This is a genomic window from Streptomyces sp. NRRL F-6492, assembly GCF_001280125.1.
Lineage (GTDB): Bacteria > Actinomycetota > Actinomycetes > Streptomycetales > Streptomycetaceae > Streptomyces.
On sequence record NZ_LGEG01000019.1, the window covers coordinates 1 to 17474 of the forward strand.

General features: G+C 74.1%; 14 protein-coding genes, 1 tRNA gene and 1 riboswitch. Of the genes, 7 read left to right on the plus strand and 8 right to left on the minus strand.

All coding sequences use genetic code 11. The features are described from left to right. Window positions 1-60 precede the first annotated feature (60 nt). Window positions 61-2838: a glycosyl hydrolase gene (locus ADL08_RS03845; protein WP_053640605.1), complete on the plus strand. Its 2778-nt coding sequence runs from the start codon at window positions 61-63 to the stop codon at window positions 2836-2838. A 124-nt stretch (window positions 2839-2962) separates the two neighbouring features. Here ADL08_RS03845 and ADL08_RS03850 read toward each other — a convergent pair whose 3' ends face one another. After that, window positions 2963-3988 carry a LacI family DNA-binding transcriptional regulator gene (locus ADL08_RS03850; RefSeq protein WP_053640606.1) on the minus strand — a complete coding sequence of 342 codons (1026 nt, stop codon included), beginning with the start codon at window positions 3986-3988 and terminating at the stop codon, window positions 2963-2965. A gap of 236 nt (window positions 3989-4224) precedes the next feature. Between ADL08_RS03850 and ADL08_RS03855 the strand changes: the two genes are divergently transcribed. Both ADL08_RS03855 and ADL08_RS03860 read left to right on the plus strand, forming a co-directional pair. Beyond that, a tRNA-Pro gene (locus ADL08_RS03855) sits at window positions 4225-4296 on the plus strand. Window positions 4297-4299: 3 nt separating this feature from the next. Beyond that, window positions 4300-6621, plus strand: coding sequence for a hypothetical protein (locus ADL08_RS03860; RefSeq protein WP_053640607.1), 2322 nt, complete (start codon window positions 4300-4302; stop codon window positions 6619-6621). 117 nt (window positions 6622-6738) lie between these two features. Here ADL08_RS03860 and ADL08_RS03865 read toward each other — a convergent pair whose 3' ends face one another. After that, window positions 6739-7539: a CbtA family protein gene (locus ADL08_RS03865; protein ID WP_053640608.1), complete on the minus strand. Its 801-nt coding sequence runs from the start codon at window positions 7537-7539 to the stop codon at window positions 6739-6741. A gap of 14 nt (window positions 7540-7553) precedes the next feature. Continuing rightward, entirely contained in the window at window positions 7554-7781 is a 228-nt protein-coding gene (locus tag ADL08_RS03870) for a CbtB domain-containing protein (protein ID WP_053640609.1), read from the minus strand. A gap of 59 nt (window positions 7782-7840) precedes the next feature. Then, a riboswitch (cobalamin riboswitch) is annotated at window positions 7841-7923 on the minus strand. Between the two features lie 185 nt (window positions 7924-8108). On the opposite strand from ADL08_RS03870, the gene ADL08_RS03875 reads away from it, so the two are divergent. Continuing rightward, window positions 8109-8678, plus strand: a complete 570-nt coding sequence (locus ADL08_RS03875; RefSeq protein ID WP_053640610.1) for a histidine phosphatase family protein — start codon at window positions 8109-8111, stop codon at window positions 8676-8678. A gap of 54 nt (window positions 8679-8732) precedes the next feature. Here ADL08_RS03875 and ADL08_RS03880 read toward each other — a convergent pair whose 3' ends face one another. Genes ADL08_RS03880 through ADL08_RS03890 form a run of 3 tightly spaced genes read right to left on the minus strand, consistent with a single transcriptional unit; the run spans window position 8733 to window position 11934 of the window. Further along, entirely contained in the window at window positions 8733-9836 is a 1104-nt protein-coding gene (locus ADL08_RS03880) for a FecCD family ABC transporter permease (protein WP_078967978.1), read from the minus strand. Beyond that, window positions 9833-10867, minus strand: a complete 1035-nt coding sequence (locus ADL08_RS03885; protein WP_053640611.1) for an iron ABC transporter permease — start codon at window positions 10865-10867, stop codon at window positions 9833-9835. Before ADL08_RS03885 ends, ADL08_RS03880 begins: the two co-directional genes overlap by 4 nt. Before the next feature lie 14 nt (window positions 10868-10881). Beyond that, a complete protein-coding gene (locus ADL08_RS03890; RefSeq protein ID WP_053640612.1) occupies window positions 10882-11934 on the minus strand; it encodes an iron-siderophore ABC transporter substrate-binding protein in 1053 nt (350 codons plus the stop codon). A gap of 367 nt (window positions 11935-12301) precedes the next feature. Here ADL08_RS03890 and ADL08_RS03895 point away from each other — a divergent pair, with 367 nt between their 5' ends. After that, the gene (locus ADL08_RS03895) at window positions 12302-14290 is read left to right on the plus strand and encodes a SpoIIE family protein phosphatase (RefSeq protein WP_053640613.1); all 1989 of its coding nucleotides are present in this window, start codon (window positions 12302-12304) and stop codon (window positions 14288-14290) included. Between the two features lie 168 nt (window positions 14291-14458). Continuing rightward, on the plus strand, window positions 14459-14749 hold the full coding sequence (locus ADL08_RS03900; RefSeq protein WP_053640614.1) for a hypothetical protein: 291 nt from the start codon (window positions 14459-14461) through the stop codon (window positions 14747-14749). A 102-nt stretch (window positions 14750-14851) separates the two neighbouring features. On the opposite strand, the gene ADL08_RS03905 is transcribed toward ADL08_RS03900, so the two are convergent. Together ADL08_RS03905 and ADL08_RS03910 are read right to left on the minus strand one after the other, a co-directional pair. After that, window positions 14852-15583, minus strand: a complete 732-nt coding sequence (locus ADL08_RS03905) for a hypothetical protein (protein ID WP_053640615.1) — start codon at window positions 15581-15583, stop codon at window positions 14852-14854. 163 nt (window positions 15584-15746) lie between these two features. Continuing rightward, the gene (locus tag ADL08_RS03910) at window positions 15747-16418 is read right to left on the minus strand and encodes a beta-glucanase (RefSeq protein WP_053640617.1); all 672 of its coding nucleotides are present in this window, start codon (window positions 16416-16418) and stop codon (window positions 15747-15749) included. Between the two features lie 287 nt (window positions 16419-16705). On the opposite strand from ADL08_RS03910, the gene ADL08_RS03915 reads away from it, so the two are divergent. Next, window positions 16706-17392: a TetR/AcrR family transcriptional regulator gene (locus ADL08_RS03915; RefSeq protein WP_063885226.1), complete on the plus strand. Its 687-nt coding sequence runs from the start codon at window positions 16706-16708 to the stop codon at window positions 17390-17392. Window positions 17393-17474: the final 82 nt, after the last annotated feature.

The window sequence follows — 17474 nt, forward strand, 5'->3', positions numbered from 1 at the left end:
TCCCCGAGCTCCATCCACCCCCGAGCTCCATCCGCCGCAGACGACATGAGGTGCCCCTTCATGCCATCCCCCCGCACCCGGCCCGCCGCAGCGCTGGTCCTGGTCTCCGCCCTCGCCGCCGTGGGACTCGGCCCCGCCGCCGTCCCCGCGGCCGCGGCCACCGTCCCCGCGGGCGCCGGAAGCTATTCCGACACCCGCCCCGCCGGTACCTCCGGACCCACCACCAACACCGGCGCCCCGGTCACCCCCAAGGTCACCGCCGCCGCCCAGGGCAAGCCCGTCCCCACCAACGACTGGTGGTCCTCCCTCGCCTTCCAGCGCTACGGGGACAACCCGTACTCCACCCCCATGTACGGCCACCCGCTCACCTATCAGGCCGTCTCCGGCGGCCTGGAGGTCGGCTACCCCACCAGCCCCGCGATCGTGGGCGACGGGCGCCAGTACGAGTTCGCCCACAAGCGCGACCTCACCCTCGGCCTCACCGGCCTCAACTCGCCCGACACCAAGGCCGACGCCTGGTCCGACTGGACCGTCACCCCCTACTGGTCCGACGGCGCCCGCACCCTGCGCACCACCATCGGCCACGGCCTGCCCTTCGTGTACGCCAAGGGCACCGGCGGCGACGCCCGGATCACCACCGCCCAGGCCCCCACGGTCTTCTCCGACCAGGGCAACGTCCTCGGCATCACCGTCGCCGGCCACCACTACGCCCTCTTCTCGCCGAGCGGCACCGACTGGAACGTCTCCGGCTCCACCATCACCGCGGGCCTCGGCGGCAAGGACTACTTCTCCGTCGCCGTCCTGCCCTCCACCGACGCGCTCGCCACGTACCGCAAGTACGCCTACAGCTTCGTCACCGGCTCCACGGTCAACTGGAGCTACGACGCCGGCACCGTCCGCGCCACCTACGGCCTCACCACCGAGGCCAGGGAGGGCACCGAGCGCGGCACCCTCCAGGCGCTCTACCGCCACCAGTGGCTGCACACCACCGACCCGCTGACCCCGTACACCTACGTCTCGCCCCGGGGCACCATGAAGGTCCGCGAGGCGGCCTCCTTCACCACCGCCCAGAAGGCCGCCGCCACCCTCCCGGGCCTGCCCGGCAGCGGGATCGACACGGCCCGCCTGCGCGGCTACCTGAACGAGGTCGCGAACTCCTCCGACCCGTTCTCCGGAGCCGTCGACACGTACTGGACCGGCAAGGCCCTCGGCAAGCTCGCCCAGCTCGTGCCGCTCGCCGACCAGATCGGCGAGGGCGCGATCCGCGACAAGCTCCTCGGCCTGATCAAGGGCCGCCTCCAGGAGTGGTTCACGGCCGGCGGCGCCACCGAGTTCTCGTACGACAAGGCCTGGAAGACCCTCACCGGCTACCCGGCCTCCTACGGCAGCGACACCGAGCTCAACGACCACCACTTCCACTACGGCTACTACGTGTACGCCGCCGCGATCGTCGCCCAGTACGACCCGAACTGGGCCGCCGACTCCGCCTGGGGGACCATGGTCAAGACCCTGGTCCGCGACACCGCCAACCCCAGCCGCACCGACAGTGCCTTCCCCTTCCTGCGCGGCTTCGACGTCTACGCGGGACACAGCTGGGCCAGCGGCCACCAGGGCTTCGCCGCCGGCAACAACCAGGAGTCGTCCTCCGAGTCGACCAACCTCAGCGCCGCCCTCGTCCTGTGGGGCGCGGCCACCGGCGACGCCTCCCTGCGCGACCTCGGCACCTACCTCCTGACCACCGAGGCCGAGGCCGTCGCCCAGTACTGGTTCGACGCCGACCAGCAGGTCTTCCCCGGCTCCTTCCAGCACGACACCGTCGGCATGGTCTGGGGCAGCGGCGGCGCCTACTCCACCTGGTGGACCGCCAACCCGGAGGAGATCCACGGCATCAACGTCCTGCCCGTGACCAGCGGGAGCTCGCTCCAGCTCGGTGCGCGCAAGGACGCCATCCGGCGCAACATCGCCGAGCTGGAGCGCGAGAACGGCGGCCCCGCCGTCGAGTGGCGCGACATCCTCTGGGAGTTCCAGTCCCTCGCCGACCCCGGCGCCGCCAAGGCCAAGTGGGACGCGGGGAACGCCGGATACACCCCGGAGGCCGGCGAGTCCAAGGCCCACACCTACCACTGGATCACCGCGCTCGACGCGCTCGGCGCCCCCGACGCCACCGTCACCGGATCGATCCCCACCTCCGCCGTCTTCGCCAAGGGCACCACGCGCACCTACGTGGCCCACAACCACGGCTCGACCGCCCGCACGGTCACCTTCTCCGACGGCAAGTCCCTCTCCGTGCCGGCGCGTTCCACCGCCACCGGCAACGGCACGGCGGGCCCCGGTCCCGACCCCGAGCCGGAGCCGGGCTCCGGCAACACCTTCCAGCTCCGCACCGGCGGCACGCTCACCACGGCCACCGGCGCCGCGGCGGGCGGCGACACCCTCGCCTCGGCGCAGGGCGGCAACCACGACGGCACCCCGAACAAGCCGCTCGTCTACGTCGTCAAGAACGTCAACGGCACGCTCCGGGCGGGCGGTTCGACCGCCTTCCGGCTCCAGGTGGACGCCGGCACGTCGGTCGGCCTCGGCCAGCAGGCCCGGATCAGCTACGACCTCACCGGCGACGGCACCTTCGACCGCACGGAGACGTACCACTACTTCGCGACCGACCCGGTCACGGGCTGGGAGGAGTACGCCCAGTCCCGGGGCCTGAAGTCCGCCACCGGCACGCTCGGCAACCTGCGCGGCGGGACGGTGCGCCTGGAGGTCTGGAGCGCGATCGGCAACGGCGACGCGCGGCTCCAGACGGGCACGGACCGGTCCGTGGTGGTCATCCCGTACGACTGATCCTGTACGACTGATCACGTACGACTGATCCTGTACGACTGATCCCGTACGGCCGACCCTTCGAGGGGTCACGACGGCGGCGGGCCCGGGTGACGCACCCGGGCCCGCCGTCCGCCGTCCGGGGTCAGGCCGAGGCGCGGCGGACCAGCGAGGTCGGGGTGATCACGGAGCCCGGGATCTCGGGCCCGGTCCCGTCGAGCAGCCGCATCAGCAGCTTCACCATCAGCCGGCCCATGCCCTCGATGTCCTGGTGCACGGTGGTCAGGGCGGGGGAGGTCCGGCCGACCACGGAGGCCATGTCGTCGAAGCCGACGACCGCCACGTCCTCCGGCACCCGCACCCCGCGCTCCCGCAGGGTGCGCAGCGCGCCCGACGCCATCAGGTCGTTGGCGACGAACACCCCGTCCACGTCCGGCCGCCGGTCGAGCAGCTCCGCCATGGCCCGCGCGCCGCTCTCCTCGGTGAAGGCGCCCGCGCACAGCAGCTCCGGATCGGCGTCGTGGAGGACGTCCCGGTAGCCGTGCAGCCGGTCGATCGCCGACGTCTGGTCGGCGGGACCGGAGATGTGGGCGATGGTCCGGCGCCCCAGGTCCACCAGGTGCCGCACCGCCTCCCGGGCGCCGCCCCGGTTGTCGCAGTCGACGAAGGGCACGGCCGGACCGGTGCCGGGAGCCGGCCGCCCGCCGACGACCACCGGGATCCGCGCCCCCTCGATCACGGCCGGCAGGGCGTCGTCGCTGTGCAGCGAGAACGCGAGCGCGCCGTCCACGTGACCCCCGCCGAGATAGCGGGCGATCCGCTCGTGGTCCCCGGGGCCCTCCACCCACAGCAGCACCAACTGGGAGTCGTGCGCCGTCAGTTCCCGGCTGATGCCGCGCACCTGCTGCTCGAAGAACGGGTCCGAGAAGATCCGGAACTCGGGCTCCGCGATGATCACGGCCACGGCGCCGTTGCGCCGGGTGACCAGGGTGCGGGCCGCGTGGTTGGGGACGTAACCGAGCTCCTCGACGGCCCTGCGGACCTTCTCGACCAGGGGGGCGCGCACGCCCGCGCCCCCGTTGACGACCCGGGAGGCCGTGGCGCGGGACACACCGGCGCGCGCGGCGACGGCTTCCAGCGTGGGGCGGGGCCCCGTGGTCTGCTCGGGCAAGGCGGGTGCTCCTCGACTGCGTCGGCTGGTCGGTGTACCGGGTCGTACGGGCGCGCGCACGGCTACGGGCGCGCGTTCCCGTCCGGTTCAGGATATCTGTAGCCCCCACCTTCTGAGAGCGCTCCCAAGCGAATGCGCCCGGCTTCGGCCGCGGGACGGCGCGCACCCCGGCCCCGCACCACGCCCCGGAAACCTCGTTGTCCCTTCCCGGCGCCCTCACTACCGTCAGGGCCCTACGACGTGTGGCTCAGCAGCAGAGCGCCGGGCTCGGGACCCGGAGGGCGCGGGGGCGGGACCCGCCACGTCGGCTTATGGACACCCACGCTGACAAGCAGCCGCAGATCCCTTCCGCCTCCTACGCCGAGGGCCGACCGGCCCGCGCCTTCGCCACCGCCCTCACCCACGAGGACCCCGCCACGCGCGAGCGTGCCGGGGTACGGGTCCGCGGCTGGCGCCAGGTGCTCGCCGGCACGGCCGACGGCACGCTGCGGATCGGCTCGCGCACCCCCGTCAGGGGACTGCCCGCCTGGGTGACCCCGGAAGTGCTGCACGGCGGCTTCGCCACGGGCGGCGCCAGGGCCGGCGGCCCCCTCCTGCCGTACGAGGCCGAGGCGGCGCGGAAGGCCGGCGTGCCGGAGGACCGGGAGGCCCTCTTCGCCCACGGCCTCACCGAGGAGGGCCTCGCGGAGCTGTGGGCGCTCCTCGACGGCGCCCGCTACGAGGTGACCGTCCCCGAGGAGGCCGCGCTGCTCACGGTGGCCTGGCTGGTGCGCGCGGGGGAGACCGGAGCGGCCCTCGGACTCGTCCGGGAGACAAGCCCGTTCGCGGGCACGCTGCGCTTCACCCCGCGCCCGTCCGCGGCCCCGGCCCCCGACCCCGGCGCCGTGCACCGCCGTACCGTCGCGCAGGCCGGGGCCGCCCTGGCCCGCCGGGGTCCGAACGACGCCGTCGAGACCCAGCGCGAGGCGCTCCGCGTCTGGCGGCCCTTCGCGGACGAGCTGCTGGGGCACTGGCTGGAGACGGCGGGCCCCGACCACCGGGTCCTCGACCGCGAGCCGGGCGACGGGTGGCACGCGCGCGGTGCCGCCCTCCTCGACCGCTACCGGGTCCTGGCCCGCGAGCACACCCGCTGCGGCGGACACCGCGACCCCAAGGGCAACCTCGGGATCCTGCGCGGGGCCCTGGAGGAGACCGTCGCCGGCCGCCCGCTCGACGCGCGGCGCCTCGGGCTCCTCCGGCACGCCGCCGCCTCGATGGTCCGCAAGCGGGGGCTGCCCGGTTCGGACCGGCACACGGCGGTACGGAGCGCCCGGGCGGCCCAGGCCGCGCTGCCCGCCCACCACGACCTCGCCCGTCTCGTCGCCGACCGGATGTCCGGCCTCCCGCAGGACGTCGGCGCCGCCGACCCGGCCGCGCTCCTCGTCCCGGTGACCGGGGCCGAGCAGCGCCGCTCCGGCCTGCCCGCCGGGACGGCCGTGCCGCCCGCGGTCCGCCGCGTGGTCGAAAGGGCGCGGAGCGCGCCCCTGCCCGTCCTGGTGGAGCTCGGCGTCGTTCCCTCCGCCGAGGTGATGGCCGAGCTCGTGCCCCAGCTCGTCGCCGCCGAGACGGCCGGGGCCTACCGGGACGCGCCGCTGCGCGCGCTCATGGCCGCCAACTACCGGGCGTTCCGCGAACGGCGCTCGCTGCTGCTGCTCGATCTGGAGCGGCAGGTCCGGCCGGACGAACTGCCCTGGGTCCGTGCGGTGTCGGCGCAGCACCGTACCGACGCGCGCGTGCGCGACTCCGCGCACGCGACCCTGCGGCACCTCGCCGAGGTCGCCGTCGACGGCTTCCCCGGCACCCTGCTGCCCAACCCGCTCGTCCGCGAACTCGCCGTCCTCGCCCGCCGGGCCGGGCTGGACGCGCCCCTGGTCGAGGAGCTGGCCGCCGACATCTTCACGGGCACCTTCAGCCCCAAGTTCCGGGCGGCCGCCGCGGTGGCCGGGGAACTGCTCGAAGGATCCCTGTACGCGCGGTACTACGGCATCGACTACGCGGCCGTCCACGTCCTGGCCGGCGGGCAGAGGGGCCGCGGGGCCTCCCGGCGGAGCGCCGCCCGGGACGCGCCCGCGTTCGCCGCGCTGTGCCACGAGCGGGCCGGCGGGCACTCCTCCGGCAGCGTGGCGGGGAACGGCGCGGTGATCGAGCAGTCCCAGATCCTCACCACCCACAACCTCGCCACCCTGGTCCACCGCGTCGGCGTCGCACCCGCCTCCGGCTGGGCGGAATCGGCCCGCCGCTGCTTCGTCACGGTGTGCCGCCTGACGGAGCGGGCCCGGCACGAGCCGCGCCCGCTCGGCACGGTGAAGGACGCGGCGTACGCCTGGCGGCAGCTGCTGTTCCACCTGTCGCTGTGCGACGGGGCGGCGGCGGCCGCGGTGCTGGCCGGGATGCCGGAGGAGGCGGCCCGTCACCCGGCCCGGGTGGCCGCCCTCCTGGAACCGGCCCTGGCCGGCCTCCGGCTGGTCGCCGACGGGGGCTCCTTCGCCGCCGACGGCACGGCGGACGCCGGACGCGCCCGGCGACTGACCGGCTGGACCACGACGGGCGACCACTGGCTGTGCGGGGGGACCGGACGCACCGACCGGCGGTGACCGGACGGCGAACGTCCCGGCCACCGCCGAAGCGGCCGTGGGGACCGGGAGACCGCCCGCACACGGAAGCGCCCCGCGTGCTCCTGGCACGCGGGGCGCTTCCGTACGGATCGGTGGTCAGCCGGCGGCCGGAGCCTCGACCCGGGCCGGGGTCCCCCCGTCGGCCGTCCGGGCGGCCAGCGCCTTCTGGGCGAGGTAGCCGAAGACCACGGCGAACACCACCCACAGCACGACCTGGACGCCGAGCGAGGCCAGCCGGAACTCCCACAGCAGCTTGGCGGGGAAGCCCGCCTTGACCGCGTCGTCGTTGGCGGGCAGGACCGCGAAGGCGATGCCCGTCACGAGGAGGAAGCCGAAGCCGGCCGCCAGGCTCGCGTTCCAGTTGCCCAGACGCGGCGCCAGACGACGGCCGAGGATCACCGCGCCGACGCCGAGCAGCACGCTGAGCAGGATCATCAGGAAGAACAGGGTGGTGCGCTTCCCGATAGTGTCGGGGTTGCCGACGGCCGGCGGGGTCGCCGGGTACTTCAGGAACGGCACCAGGTAGACGGTGGTGAAGGCCGCCGCCGCGGTCAGCGCCGCGGTGGCCCGCGGGCTGAACCGGCCGATGCGGCCGAGCGCGAAGGAGAAGGCGAGCGCGGCGACGCCGCCCAGCGCCACTCCGTAGACGAGGACGCCGGTGGCCAGGCCGAAGGTGGACTGCGCCGAGCGGCTGACCACCTCCTCCTCTTCCTCGGCCTCCGCGCCGCCGTGTCCGGCGTGGGCCGCCTCCTGGGCGGCCTGGGCCTCCTCCACGGCGATGGAGCCGTTCACGGAGGGCTCACCGCCCACGTAGGCCACGGCGAAGGCGAACAGACCGGCTATCAGGCCCGCGAGCATGCCGCGGATCAGCAGGGTTCTCACAGTCGAGGCGTGCATGTGCTCGTCGCCTCTCAGTGGCAGGGGAAGCCGAGCAGGTGGCGCCCGTCGTGCACCCACTCGTGCACGTCGGAACCCGCGAAGAGGGAGGTGGCACCCTGCTCCGCGCCCACGAAGTACAGCGCGATCAGCGCGAGGAGGCCGACGAAGAAGGCCCAGGGCAGCACGGCCCGCACGGGCAGCGGAGCCGGTACGGCTACGGAAGGGGTGGAAACGGCAGCGGAGACGGCAGCCTCGGCCATGATGAAACCTCCTGCGGGAACGCGCGTCCCAAACGGTGGTGCAGGACGACGGTCCACGGGTCTGACTCGCCGCGACCCCCCCTTGCCCGGGGAGGCCTCGGCACACAGTGGCGCGACCGTGCCGGGTTCCCACCGGACTTCCGTCTCGCCGTCGTCACGCTGTTCAAATGTCGCCTGACGGTACCGCGTGACGTGGACATTGTTAAGGGCGTGAGGCCTGGATCACCTTCCGTGCGCCCCCGGGCGGAACGCCCGCCTCCCCGCGGCCCGTACCGTACGGGGGACCGCCCCGCCGCCCCGTACCGGCGCCGACCGAGAAGGATCCCGATGACAGTCCGGCTGACGCTCGTCCCGCCCGCCACGAGCGACGCGCTGCGCGAGGTCCGGTTCGACGACGACGGCCCCCTCGACCCGGCGGGGCTCGCCCGCGCCGAGGCCCTCGCCGCCGTCGTGGCCCCCGCCACGCGCGCGTACGCCTCGCCGTCCGCGCGCTGCCTCGGCACCGCGCGGGCCCTCGGCCTGCGGGCCGGGCCGGTGGCCGCCCTGGCCGGCTGCGCCATGGGCCGCTGGCGGGGGAGGACCCTCGACGACGTCGCCGCCGCCGAGGAGGCCGCGCTGGCCGCCTGGCTGTCCGACCCGGAGGCCGCGCCGCACGGCGGGGAGTCCCTCCGCGACCTGCGCGTCCGGGTCGGGGCCTGGCTCGACGCGCTCCGGGAGGGATCGGGACGCGTCACGGCCGTCGTCGAACCCGACGTCGTCCGCGCCGCGACGGTCCACGCCCTCGGGGTCCCGGACGCGGTCGCCCGGCGCCTGGACGTCCGCCCCCTGACGGCCGTTCACCTCAGCGGCCGGACCGGCCGCTGGAACCTGCGCGTCGGCGAGCCGCTCACCGGGTGACGGAAACGGGAGGAGGGGGCCACCCGGTGGCCCCCTCCTCCCGCCGTACCCGTCTCAGACGGGCCGCTTCCACTCCCGCAGCAGCAGATAGCCCAGGTACGCCCCTCCGACGGCCATCGTGTACAGACCGACCGGCAGGTCGTCGAAGAGCGGCAGCTGCTGGGCCGTGAGGTCCGCGAGGACCAGGAGCAGGGCGCCGAGCAGCGTCGACATGACCAGCTGCGGTCCGCCGCTCCGGGTGACCCGCTTGGCGATCTGCGGCGCCGTCAGGGAGATGAAGGCGATCGGACCGGCCACGCCGACCGCGCCCGCGGACAGCACGATCGACAGGGCGACCGCCGCCGTCGCGGTCCGGTCCGGGCGGGCGCCCAGACCGGTGGAGAGGTCGTCGCCCATCTCGCCGATGCCCAGCGGCCGCGCGAGGAGCGCCGCGAGCGGCAGACAGACGAGCAGCACCCCCCAGATGACCGTCGCGTCGTCCCAGGAACGGGCGGAGAGACTGCCGTTGATGTACGCGGTCAGGGCGCTCGCCTTGTCGCGCTCGACGGCGTAGACCACGTACTGGGTCAGGGCCGTCGACATGGCGGCCACGCCGATGCCCGCCACGACCAGGCGCCCGGGGTTGCGGAACCCGGTCCCGGTGGAGACGTACACCAGCGCCATGGCGCCGACCGCGCCGACCAGGGAGCCGACGGCGACCGGGACGGTGTCGGGGAAGAAGAGCGCGGCGGCCGCGGCCCCCGCGCCGGAGCCGGCGCTGAGCCCGATCACGTCGGGGCTGCCCAGCGGATTGCGGGTGACCGACTGGAACAGGGCCCCGGACAGGCCGAAGGCCGCGCCGGTGGCGATGGCCACCACGAGCCGCGGGCCGCGCAGCCGGTTCAGGACGAAGGCGTTCTTGCCCGTCGCCTCGCCCATGAGCGCCGACGGCAGATCGGCGAGGTGGATGCCCAGTCGGCCCATCGAGAGCGTCGCCACGGCCGCCGCCAGGAGCAGCAGCACCGACAGCGCGGCGGCGACCAGGGAGGAGCGGCGCACGGGGATCGCGACCCGGGGGCCGATCCGTACGAGCAGGCGCCCCGCCGGACGCGGCGGCGTCACGGCCGGGCCCCCGGTCCGCGTCTCGGCCGGAGTCTCGGTCCGGTCGGTGGTCTTCATGCCGCTCCCCTCATGCGACGGACGGCGAAGAGCAGGGCCGGCGCGCCCACGAACGCGGTGACGACGCCGACCATCAGCTCCTCGGGACGCAGCAGGACCCGCCCGACGACGTCCGCGAAGAGCAGCAGCGTGGGGCCCGCGAGCGCGGTGAACAGGATCTGCATCCGGAAGTCGGCGCCCACCAGCACCCGGACCAGGTGCGGGACGGCGAGCCCGACGAAGGCGATGGGCCCCACCGCCGCCGTGGCCGCCGCGCTGAGCAGCGTCGCGGCGAGCAGCCCGGCGCCCTTGACCCGGGCGGGGCTGATGCCGAGCGAGGCGGCCTTGTCGTCGCCCATCGCCATGGCGTTGAGCCCGGGGGCGAGGACGACGGCGAGCAGGAGACCGGCCGCGGCGAACGGCAGCACGGCCCAGAGGGCGTCGAAGCCGCGCCCGCCGAGCGACCCCACCACCCAGTAGCGGTACGTGTCGAAGACCTTCGGCCGGGACAGCGCGACGGCCTGGATGAACGCGGCGAGGATCGCGGAGAGCACCGCGCCGGCGAGCACGAGGCGCACCGGACCGCCGCCCCCGCCGGCCGTGCCGACGAGATGGACGAGGACACCGGTCACCAGGGCGCCGACGAGGGCCCACCAGATGGTCTCCCGCTGCCCGGACGCGCCGAGGAACGCGGTGGCGGCGACGATGCTCGCGGACGCGCCCGCGTTGATGCCGAGGAGCCCCGGCTCGGCGAGCGGGTTGCGGGTGATGCCCTGCATCAGCGTGCCGGCGATCCCGAGGCAGAGGCCCGCGAGCACGCCGAGGGCGGTGCGCGGGTAGCGGCTCTCGACGACGGTGCGGAGGTAGTCGTCGCCGCCGCCGGTGACGACCCGCAGGACCTCGGCCGGGGACGTCGGCCTGCTGCCGAACATCACGCTGGCGAGCAGGGCCAGGGCGAGCAGGACCAGGCACAGGACGGCGGCTGCTAGGTACCGGGCAGGGCCCCGCCGTGCGACGGCGGGGCCCTGGACGGTCCGGGAGAGTGTGGTCACGCCGGAATCCGTGGTTACTTTCCGGCCTTGGCGACGGCCTTGTCGATCATCGGCAGGTAGCGCTCGATGCTGTACGGCACCGTCAGCGGGTTGATCATCGAGGAGGCGGTGACGAACGGGGTGTCGTGGCTGTAGACCAGCGCGCCCTTCTTCACGGCGGGGATGGCCGCGTACAGGGGCTGGGCCTCGACCGTCTTGCGGGACTTCTCGTCCATGTAGAAGGTGAAGGCGATGTCGCTCTTGGCGAGCTTGTTGGCGTTCTCCAGGCCGATCAGGGCGGAGTCGGTGCCCTCGGTCTCCTTGAAGGTGTTCACGACCGGGTCGACCTTGAGGCCGAGCTTGGAGACCATCGCGACGCGCTGCTCCTCGGGCTTGAAGACGCCGAGGGTGCCGGGGCCGGTGTTGTAGATGTACGAGAACGTGACGTTCTTGTAGTTGGGGCGGGAGGCGGCCGCGTCGGCGAGCTGCTTGTCGATCTTCGACTCCAGCTCCTTGGCCTTCTCCGGCTGACCGAGCGCCTTGGCGACGATCTCGATCTGCTGGTCCCAGTTCGTGCTCCACGCCTTCTCGGGGTAGGCGACGGTGGGCGCGATGTCCTTGAGGACGTCGTACTGCTTCTGGGTGAGGCCGGACCACGGGGCGAGGATGACGTCGGGCTCGAGCTCGGTGATGGCCTCGATGTCGAGCTCCTCACCGCCCTTGAACTGCTTGGGGAGCGTGGCGCCGGACTTCGTCACGGCCTCGTGGATCCAGGGGAGGTAGCCGGTCTTGTCGCTGCCCCAGGGGTACTCCTCGATGCCGACCGGGACGTTGCCGAGGGCGATGGCGGTCTCCGCGGAGCCCTGGCCGAGGGTGACGACGCGCTTGGGCTTGTCCTTGATGACCGCCTCGCCGAGGGCGCTCTTGATGGTGACGGGGAACGCGCCCGCCGGAGCCTTGGACGCCGGACCCGCCGCGTCGTCCTTTTTCTCGTCCGAACCGCATCCGGTCACCATGAGGCCGAGCGAGACCGCGGCGGCCCCCGCCACGAGGGCGCGGCGGCGAAGAGGGGTGAACACAGAAGGCATGACGGTTCCTTGTCTCCGGGCAGAGGTGTGCAGACGCCGCGCCCACGCCTCTCCGGACATGATCACGCAGAGGCGGCGGTCGTCGCGAACGCTTGTTAGGTGAGCCTAACCTATTCGTTCGGGCACTCGAACACCAGGGGTGTCGATCTTCGCTGGGAGACCGGAGGGAAGGGGGCGAACGGCGCTCGGGGCGCACACGGACGGGGGAGCCGCTCGTGTGGCGCGGACCCCCGTGACGCGGTCCCCTGGAGGATGCGGGGGTTCACGCGCCGGAAGGACGAAAGGCTCACAGGATGATCGCACCGGATCGTCGGCGGACCGGCGGACGGCCGGAACGCCCACCGGCCCGGACGGGGACGGAGGGACGATGAGCCCCGCGAGGGCCCTCGACCCGAAGCTGTTCGACGCGACCGTGGCGGCGGTCGCCCTCTTCGGGGGACCCGAGCACCTGCTGATCTACGTCAACGCGGCGTACAGGAGGACGCTCGGCGACCGCCCCCTCCGCAGGCCCGCCCGGGAGGCCTACCCGGAACCGGCCGCCGAGCGGTTCCTGGCCGTCCTGGACGACGTCCTCGCCACCGGACGCCCCCGCCAGCTCACCGACTCCCTGCTGCCCGTCCCCGGCGGCCCGGACGAGGTCCGCCACTTCGTCACCTCCTGCACCCCCGTCCCCACCCCGGTCGGCGACGGGGTCCTGGTCGTGACCCTGGAGACCACCGCCGAGACCCGCGCCCTCCAGCGCTTCGAGGCCCTGGTGACGGCCGTCTCCCAGATGGTGTGGGTGGTGCGCGCGAACGGCGGCGTCGAGGAGATCGTCCCCGGCTGGGAGAAGCTGACCGGCGCCCCCCTGCCCCGCCACGAGGGCGAGGGCATGTACGCCTACGTCCACCCCCGGGACCGGCAGGCGCTCGTCGACGCCTGGCACGGGGCGCGCGCCCGGCGTCCCCCCGAGATCTACCAGAACACCTTCCGCCTCCGCACGGCCGACGGCTCCTACCGCCACATGGCCATGCGCTGCGTCCCCATCGTGCGCGACGGCCGCGCCGAGGAGTGGATCGCCGCCACCGTCGACGTCGAGGACACCTGGGGCGCCGAGCTGCGCGAACACCTCCTCGCCCGGGTGGCGCAGGCGTCGGGCGGCGGCCTGGACACGGCGTTCGCCGTGGTGGTGGAGTCGGTCGTCCCCGAACTCGCCGACGCCTGCGTGATCCTGCTCCTCTCCCACGAGGAGTGGCCGCTCCCGGAGCACGCGACGGTCACGGCCCGGCGGGTCGCCTCCGCCACCCGCGCCGGACTCCCGCCCGCGCCCTCGCGGATGGGGCAGAGCGTCACGGTCACCGCGGTCATGCGGGAGGTGCTGGAGAGCCGCGAACCGAGGACGTTCCGGCTGTCCCCGGACGGCCGGGTCCCGCCCGATCTGGTGCCGGAGGTCACCGAGCGGTGGCTCACGGCCTCCGGCGCGACCAGCATGACCCTGATCCCGCTGGTCGTCGACGACATCGTCCTCGGGTACGCCACCACCTCCACCAGCGGGGACACCCCCGTCCCCGAACCCGCCGACGTCGAGCTGCTGCGCGAGATCCTGCACCACGCGCAGCGGCCCATCCGCAAGGTCCTCGACCTCCAGCAGGCCCGCCGCACCGCGCTGGGCCTCCAGCGCGCCCAGCTCACCCGCCCGCCCGCCGTGCCCGGGGCGAGCCTGGCCGCCCGCTACCAGCCGGCCAGCCCGGCCAACGAGATCGGCGGCGACTGGTACGACGTCATCACGCTCCCCGACGGCACTCTCGTCCTCGACATCGGGGACGTCGCCGGCCACGACCTCGGCGCCGCCACCGTCATGGGACAGATGCGCAGCATGCTCCGCGCCCTCGCCTGGAACAAGGGCCCCGACTGCACGCCCGCCGCCGTCCTCGCCATGCTCGACGACGCCGCCGAAGGCCTCGACGTCGGCTCCTTCACCACCGTCGTCCACACCCATCTGCGCCGGCGGCCCGACGGCACCTGGCGGATGACCTGGTCCAACGCCGGACACCCGCCGCCCCTGCTGATCCCCGCGCGGGGAGAGCCCCGCTTCCTCGACGGCAGCGGCGAGGACCCGCCGCTCTGCGTCGCCCCCGCGTTCCCCCGGACCACCCACACGCACGGCCTCGCCCCCGGCGACACCCTCCTGCAGTACACCGACGGGCTCATCGAGACCCCCGGCACCTCCCTCGACGCCGGGCAGCGGTGCCTCCTGCGGGCGGCGGCGCTCCACCGCGACGAGCCCCTGCCCGACCTGCTCCGCCTCCTGCAGGACCTCTCCGACCACCGCGACGACACCGCCATGATCGCCTTCCGCGCGGAACCGGCCGGCTGACGCGGCCCCAAGCGCTGCCAGCTGCGAAGGACCGGTTCTCCCCGCGGCGCGGGTCACCCGAATGCCGCGTTCCCCTTCGAGTGAGGGTGTCGTTGAGGGGATGTGTCATCAACAGTGCCCTTTTTATTCGAATGTGATGACCTTCGCCGCGGGCAACAGGAGGAACGCATGTACGAAGGAACCATTCCTCTCAAGGACTTCCTCGACACGATGAACCGTTTGCAGGCCGATTTCGAGCGGCGCCTCGGCGGCATCGAGCACGATGTCCCGCCGACGTCCCCGCACTCCGCACGCGCGCGGGAGACGACGGGCCTCCCGCCCTCCTGGCGGTCCGGTGAGCTGACCCGGCCCCTGGGCATCGAGGCCGTCTGGACCGACGCCCGCCGGGGGGAGGGGGAGCGGTCCGACCGTCCGGAGGAACCTTTCTCCGCCAGGTATCCCGACCCCTTCCTCGACTAGCGGCCGGCCGCCGACGATCGGTGGCCGACAGCTGAGGGCAGCCGCGAAGAAACGTTTACCCTTCGTCCGCCCGCCCCTCCGGGAGCGGCGGGCGGACGAAGGTCAGGCCGGTGCGCCCCAGGCCTTCGTCAGGCCGTCCAGCCACGCGGGCGGAAGTTCGGCGGCGTCCCACTCCTCGTACAGGGCGGAGGGCGCCGCCGCGAGCCGCTCCAGGACGGCGACGCTGGTGGGGGAGTGGACGAGGGTGTAGCGGCCGTGGATCGCGATGGCGCTGCCCGGTCCGTACTCCGCGTACAGCCGCTCCAGATGCTCCCGGTGGGTCGTGGCGAACTCCGCCAACCGCCCCGCGTAGCGGGAGCGCTGACGGGAGCTCATGGTGCGCAGGACGGCGCCGAGCACCTGCTCGGTGACCTCCGGATCGAGGTCGGAGACGTCGGTGAAGGAGAGGTAGATCGGGGTGACCGCCACCTTGGTCCGCTCCATCTCCGTGCGCCCGACGGGCGGGCGGTCGTCGGGGGAGTCGGTCGTGGGATCGGCGGCGAGGGCCTGCCGCAGGGCCCGCTCGGCGACGCCGCCGAGCTCGTCGGCCACGGCCCGGGCGCCGTCGAGCCAACCGGCGGCGTAGGCCTCGCCCTTCCCGTCCGGGGCGCTCCGCCCGGCCCCGCCGATCTCCTCGTACGCGAGGGCCAGGGCGCCCGCCTCGACGAACCCGATCATCTCCTCCGCGTCGCCCGACCAGACGCCGGCCCGGGCGAGGAGCTGGAGCAGCGTCCTCTTCGCGTTGAGCACACTGGCCGCGTCGAGCCGCTGCCGTCCCTCTTCGGCGGTGGTCATGGGGTCCTCCTCGTCGTACGGACGGCACGGTGCGGGTGCGCGGAACGCTCTGTTCGAGCCTACGCAACACCCGTTGCCCCCACGACGCTTCCCCCGCCGTCGCGCGCGTCGACGCCCCCCTCCCGCCGTACGCGGAACCGGGCGGCCCGGCCACCGGTCCGGGTCAGCCGCGGTACACGCGCAGCTCCGTCACCTCGTACGACATCTCCGCCGTGCCCGGCTCGGGCGCCGGGTGGTAGCGGCCCGCGCAGACCGAGAGGTTCACGATGAGGTACGCGCGCCAGGAGCGGCTCACCCCCCGGCGGTCGTCGAAGGCCCGCGAGCCGTTCACCCACCACACCACAGAGCGCGCGCCGAACTCGACCCGGAAGTCGATCCACGCTCCCGGACGGACGGCCGGGTCCCGGAAGTAGTGGTGGCGCCCCCGCACCCGGTTCGACAGTTCGAGCAGGTCCGGGTTGTCGGGGTGGTACTCGAAGACGTCGATCTCCTGGCCGCCGTCGCGCCAGGTCCAGATCGCCGGCCAGGCGCCGATCTCCACCGGCAGCCGCACCCGGGCCTCCAGGACGTCGCCCGTGCGCACCAGGAACCCCTCGGGGCTGCCCTCGGTGGTGAGCAGCCCGGCGGTCCAGCGGCCGTCGGGCCGGGGGGTCGCCCGGAAGACCCCGCTCCGGCTGTACGCGGGATCGTCCGTGAGGTGGTCGAGCTTGTTGTCGCCGGGGTTGGTCGGACCGCCGTGGGGATACGCCCAGGAGCGGCCGGCGATCCACTGCCCGGCGGAGGAGAAGTCGGCGTCGAGGACGAGGTTCCGGGAAGGCCGCGCCTGCCCGGGCACCCCCGTCGTCGTCCCGGCTCCCGGGGGCGGCCCCGTGCCGGAACCGGAACTCGCGCCGCGGCGCAGCAGTCGGTCGAAGAAGTCGGACAGCACGGCTCACTCCTCTCACACGGGCGCCCATCGGCCCATGAAGGGTCTGCCCCTCTCCGTCCCCGTCAACCACGGAGGGTGACGAGTTGGCGACAAGTCGTCACCTCGCGCTGTCGTGTTTCGGCGCGTTCCGGCAGGTGGAGGGGTGGGTGAGGGTGAATGTCCCACTGGGACATTAATGGGTGTACGGTGCATGTATGAGCACGGAACGGAGCACGGAACGAGAACTCCGGAGCCCGCGGCGCGGCCCGAAGGGGGAGCGGACCCGTGAAGCGCTCGGCGAGGCCGCGCTGCGGCTCGTCCTGGAGCGCGGACCGGCCGGAGTCTCCGTCGAGGACGTCACCGACGCGGTCGGCGTCTCCCGGCGCACCTTCAGCCGCTACTTCACCTCCAAGGAAGAGGCCGTCGTCGACGGCGTCCGCGCCGACTGCGCGCGGATCAACGAGGCGCTCGCCGCCCGCCCCGGGACGGAGCCCCCGCTCACCGCCTACCGGGCGGCCCTGCGGAGCTGGCTCGCCGACCCGGCGGTCCCGGCCTGGCACCGCCGCGACGGCGTGCGCGAGCTGTTCCGCCTCGCCGAACGCGAAGCGCCCCTGCGGGCCGTGCTCCGGCGCGTCCTCCTGGAGGGCGAGGCGGCCTCGGTGCGCCTGGTCGCGCAGCGGATCGGCGCCGACCCCGAGCGCGACCTGCGGCCGGCCGTCGCCGTGGGGGCCGGCGCCGCCGCGCTCATGGCGGCCGCGCGCGCCTGGATCCTCGACGGCCCCCGGACCGCGCTGCCCGCCCTCGTGGAGGAGGCCTTCGCCCTCCTCGCGCCCAACCCCCCGCCCGCCGAATCCCCGCCGACCGGGCCGCCACCCGCCCACCCCCCGTCCACCGACACCTGACCGTCACCGAAACAGACCGTCCCCCAGCCCCCCTCACCTCCCCAGCCACTCCTCACCCCCTCACCCCCTCACCCCTCACCCC

Bases quoted from the DNA above. Each gene is read 5' to 3' on its own strand.
- ADL08_RS03905 (WP_053640615.1), bottom strand. From the start codon at position 15,583: ATGACCACCGCCGAAGAGGGACGGCAGCGGCTCGACGCGGCCAGTGTG.
- ADL08_RS03870 (WP_053640609.1), bottom strand. From the start codon at position 7,781: ATGGCCGAGGCTGCCGTCTCCGCTGCCGTTTCCACCCCTTCCGTAGCC.
- ADL08_RS03845 (WP_053640605.1), top strand. From the start codon at position 61: ATGCCATCCCCCCGCACCCGGCCCGCCGCAGCGCTGGTCCTGGTCTCC.
- ADL08_RS03880 (WP_078967978.1), bottom strand. From the start codon at position 9,836: ATGAAGACCACCGACCGGACCGAGACTCCGGCCGAGACGCGGACCGGG.
- ADL08_RS03915 (WP_063885226.1), top strand. From the start codon at position 16,706: ATGAGCACGGAACGGAGCACGGAACGAGAACTCCGGAGCCCGCGGCGC.
- ADL08_RS03875 (WP_053640610.1), top strand. From the start codon at position 8,109: ATGACAGTCCGGCTGACGCTCGTCCCGCCCGCCACGAGCGACGCGCTG.
- ADL08_RS03860 (WP_053640607.1), top strand. From the start codon at position 4,300: ATGGACACCCACGCTGACAAGCAGCCGCAGATCCCTTCCGCCTCCTAC.
- ADL08_RS03890 (WP_053640612.1), bottom strand. From the start codon at position 11,934: ATGCCTTCTGTGTTCACCCCTCTTCGCCGCCGCGCCCTCGTGGCGGGG.
- ADL08_RS03900 (WP_053640614.1), top strand. From the start codon at position 14,459: ATGTACGAAGGAACCATTCCTCTCAAGGACTTCCTCGACACGATGAAC.
- ADL08_RS03865 (WP_053640608.1), bottom strand. From the start codon at position 7,539: ATGCACGCCTCGACTGTGAGAACCCTGCTGATCCGCGGCATGCTCGCG.
- ADL08_RS03895 (WP_053640613.1), top strand. From the start codon at position 12,302: ATGAGCCCCGCGAGGGCCCTCGACCCGAAGCTGTTCGACGCGACCGTG.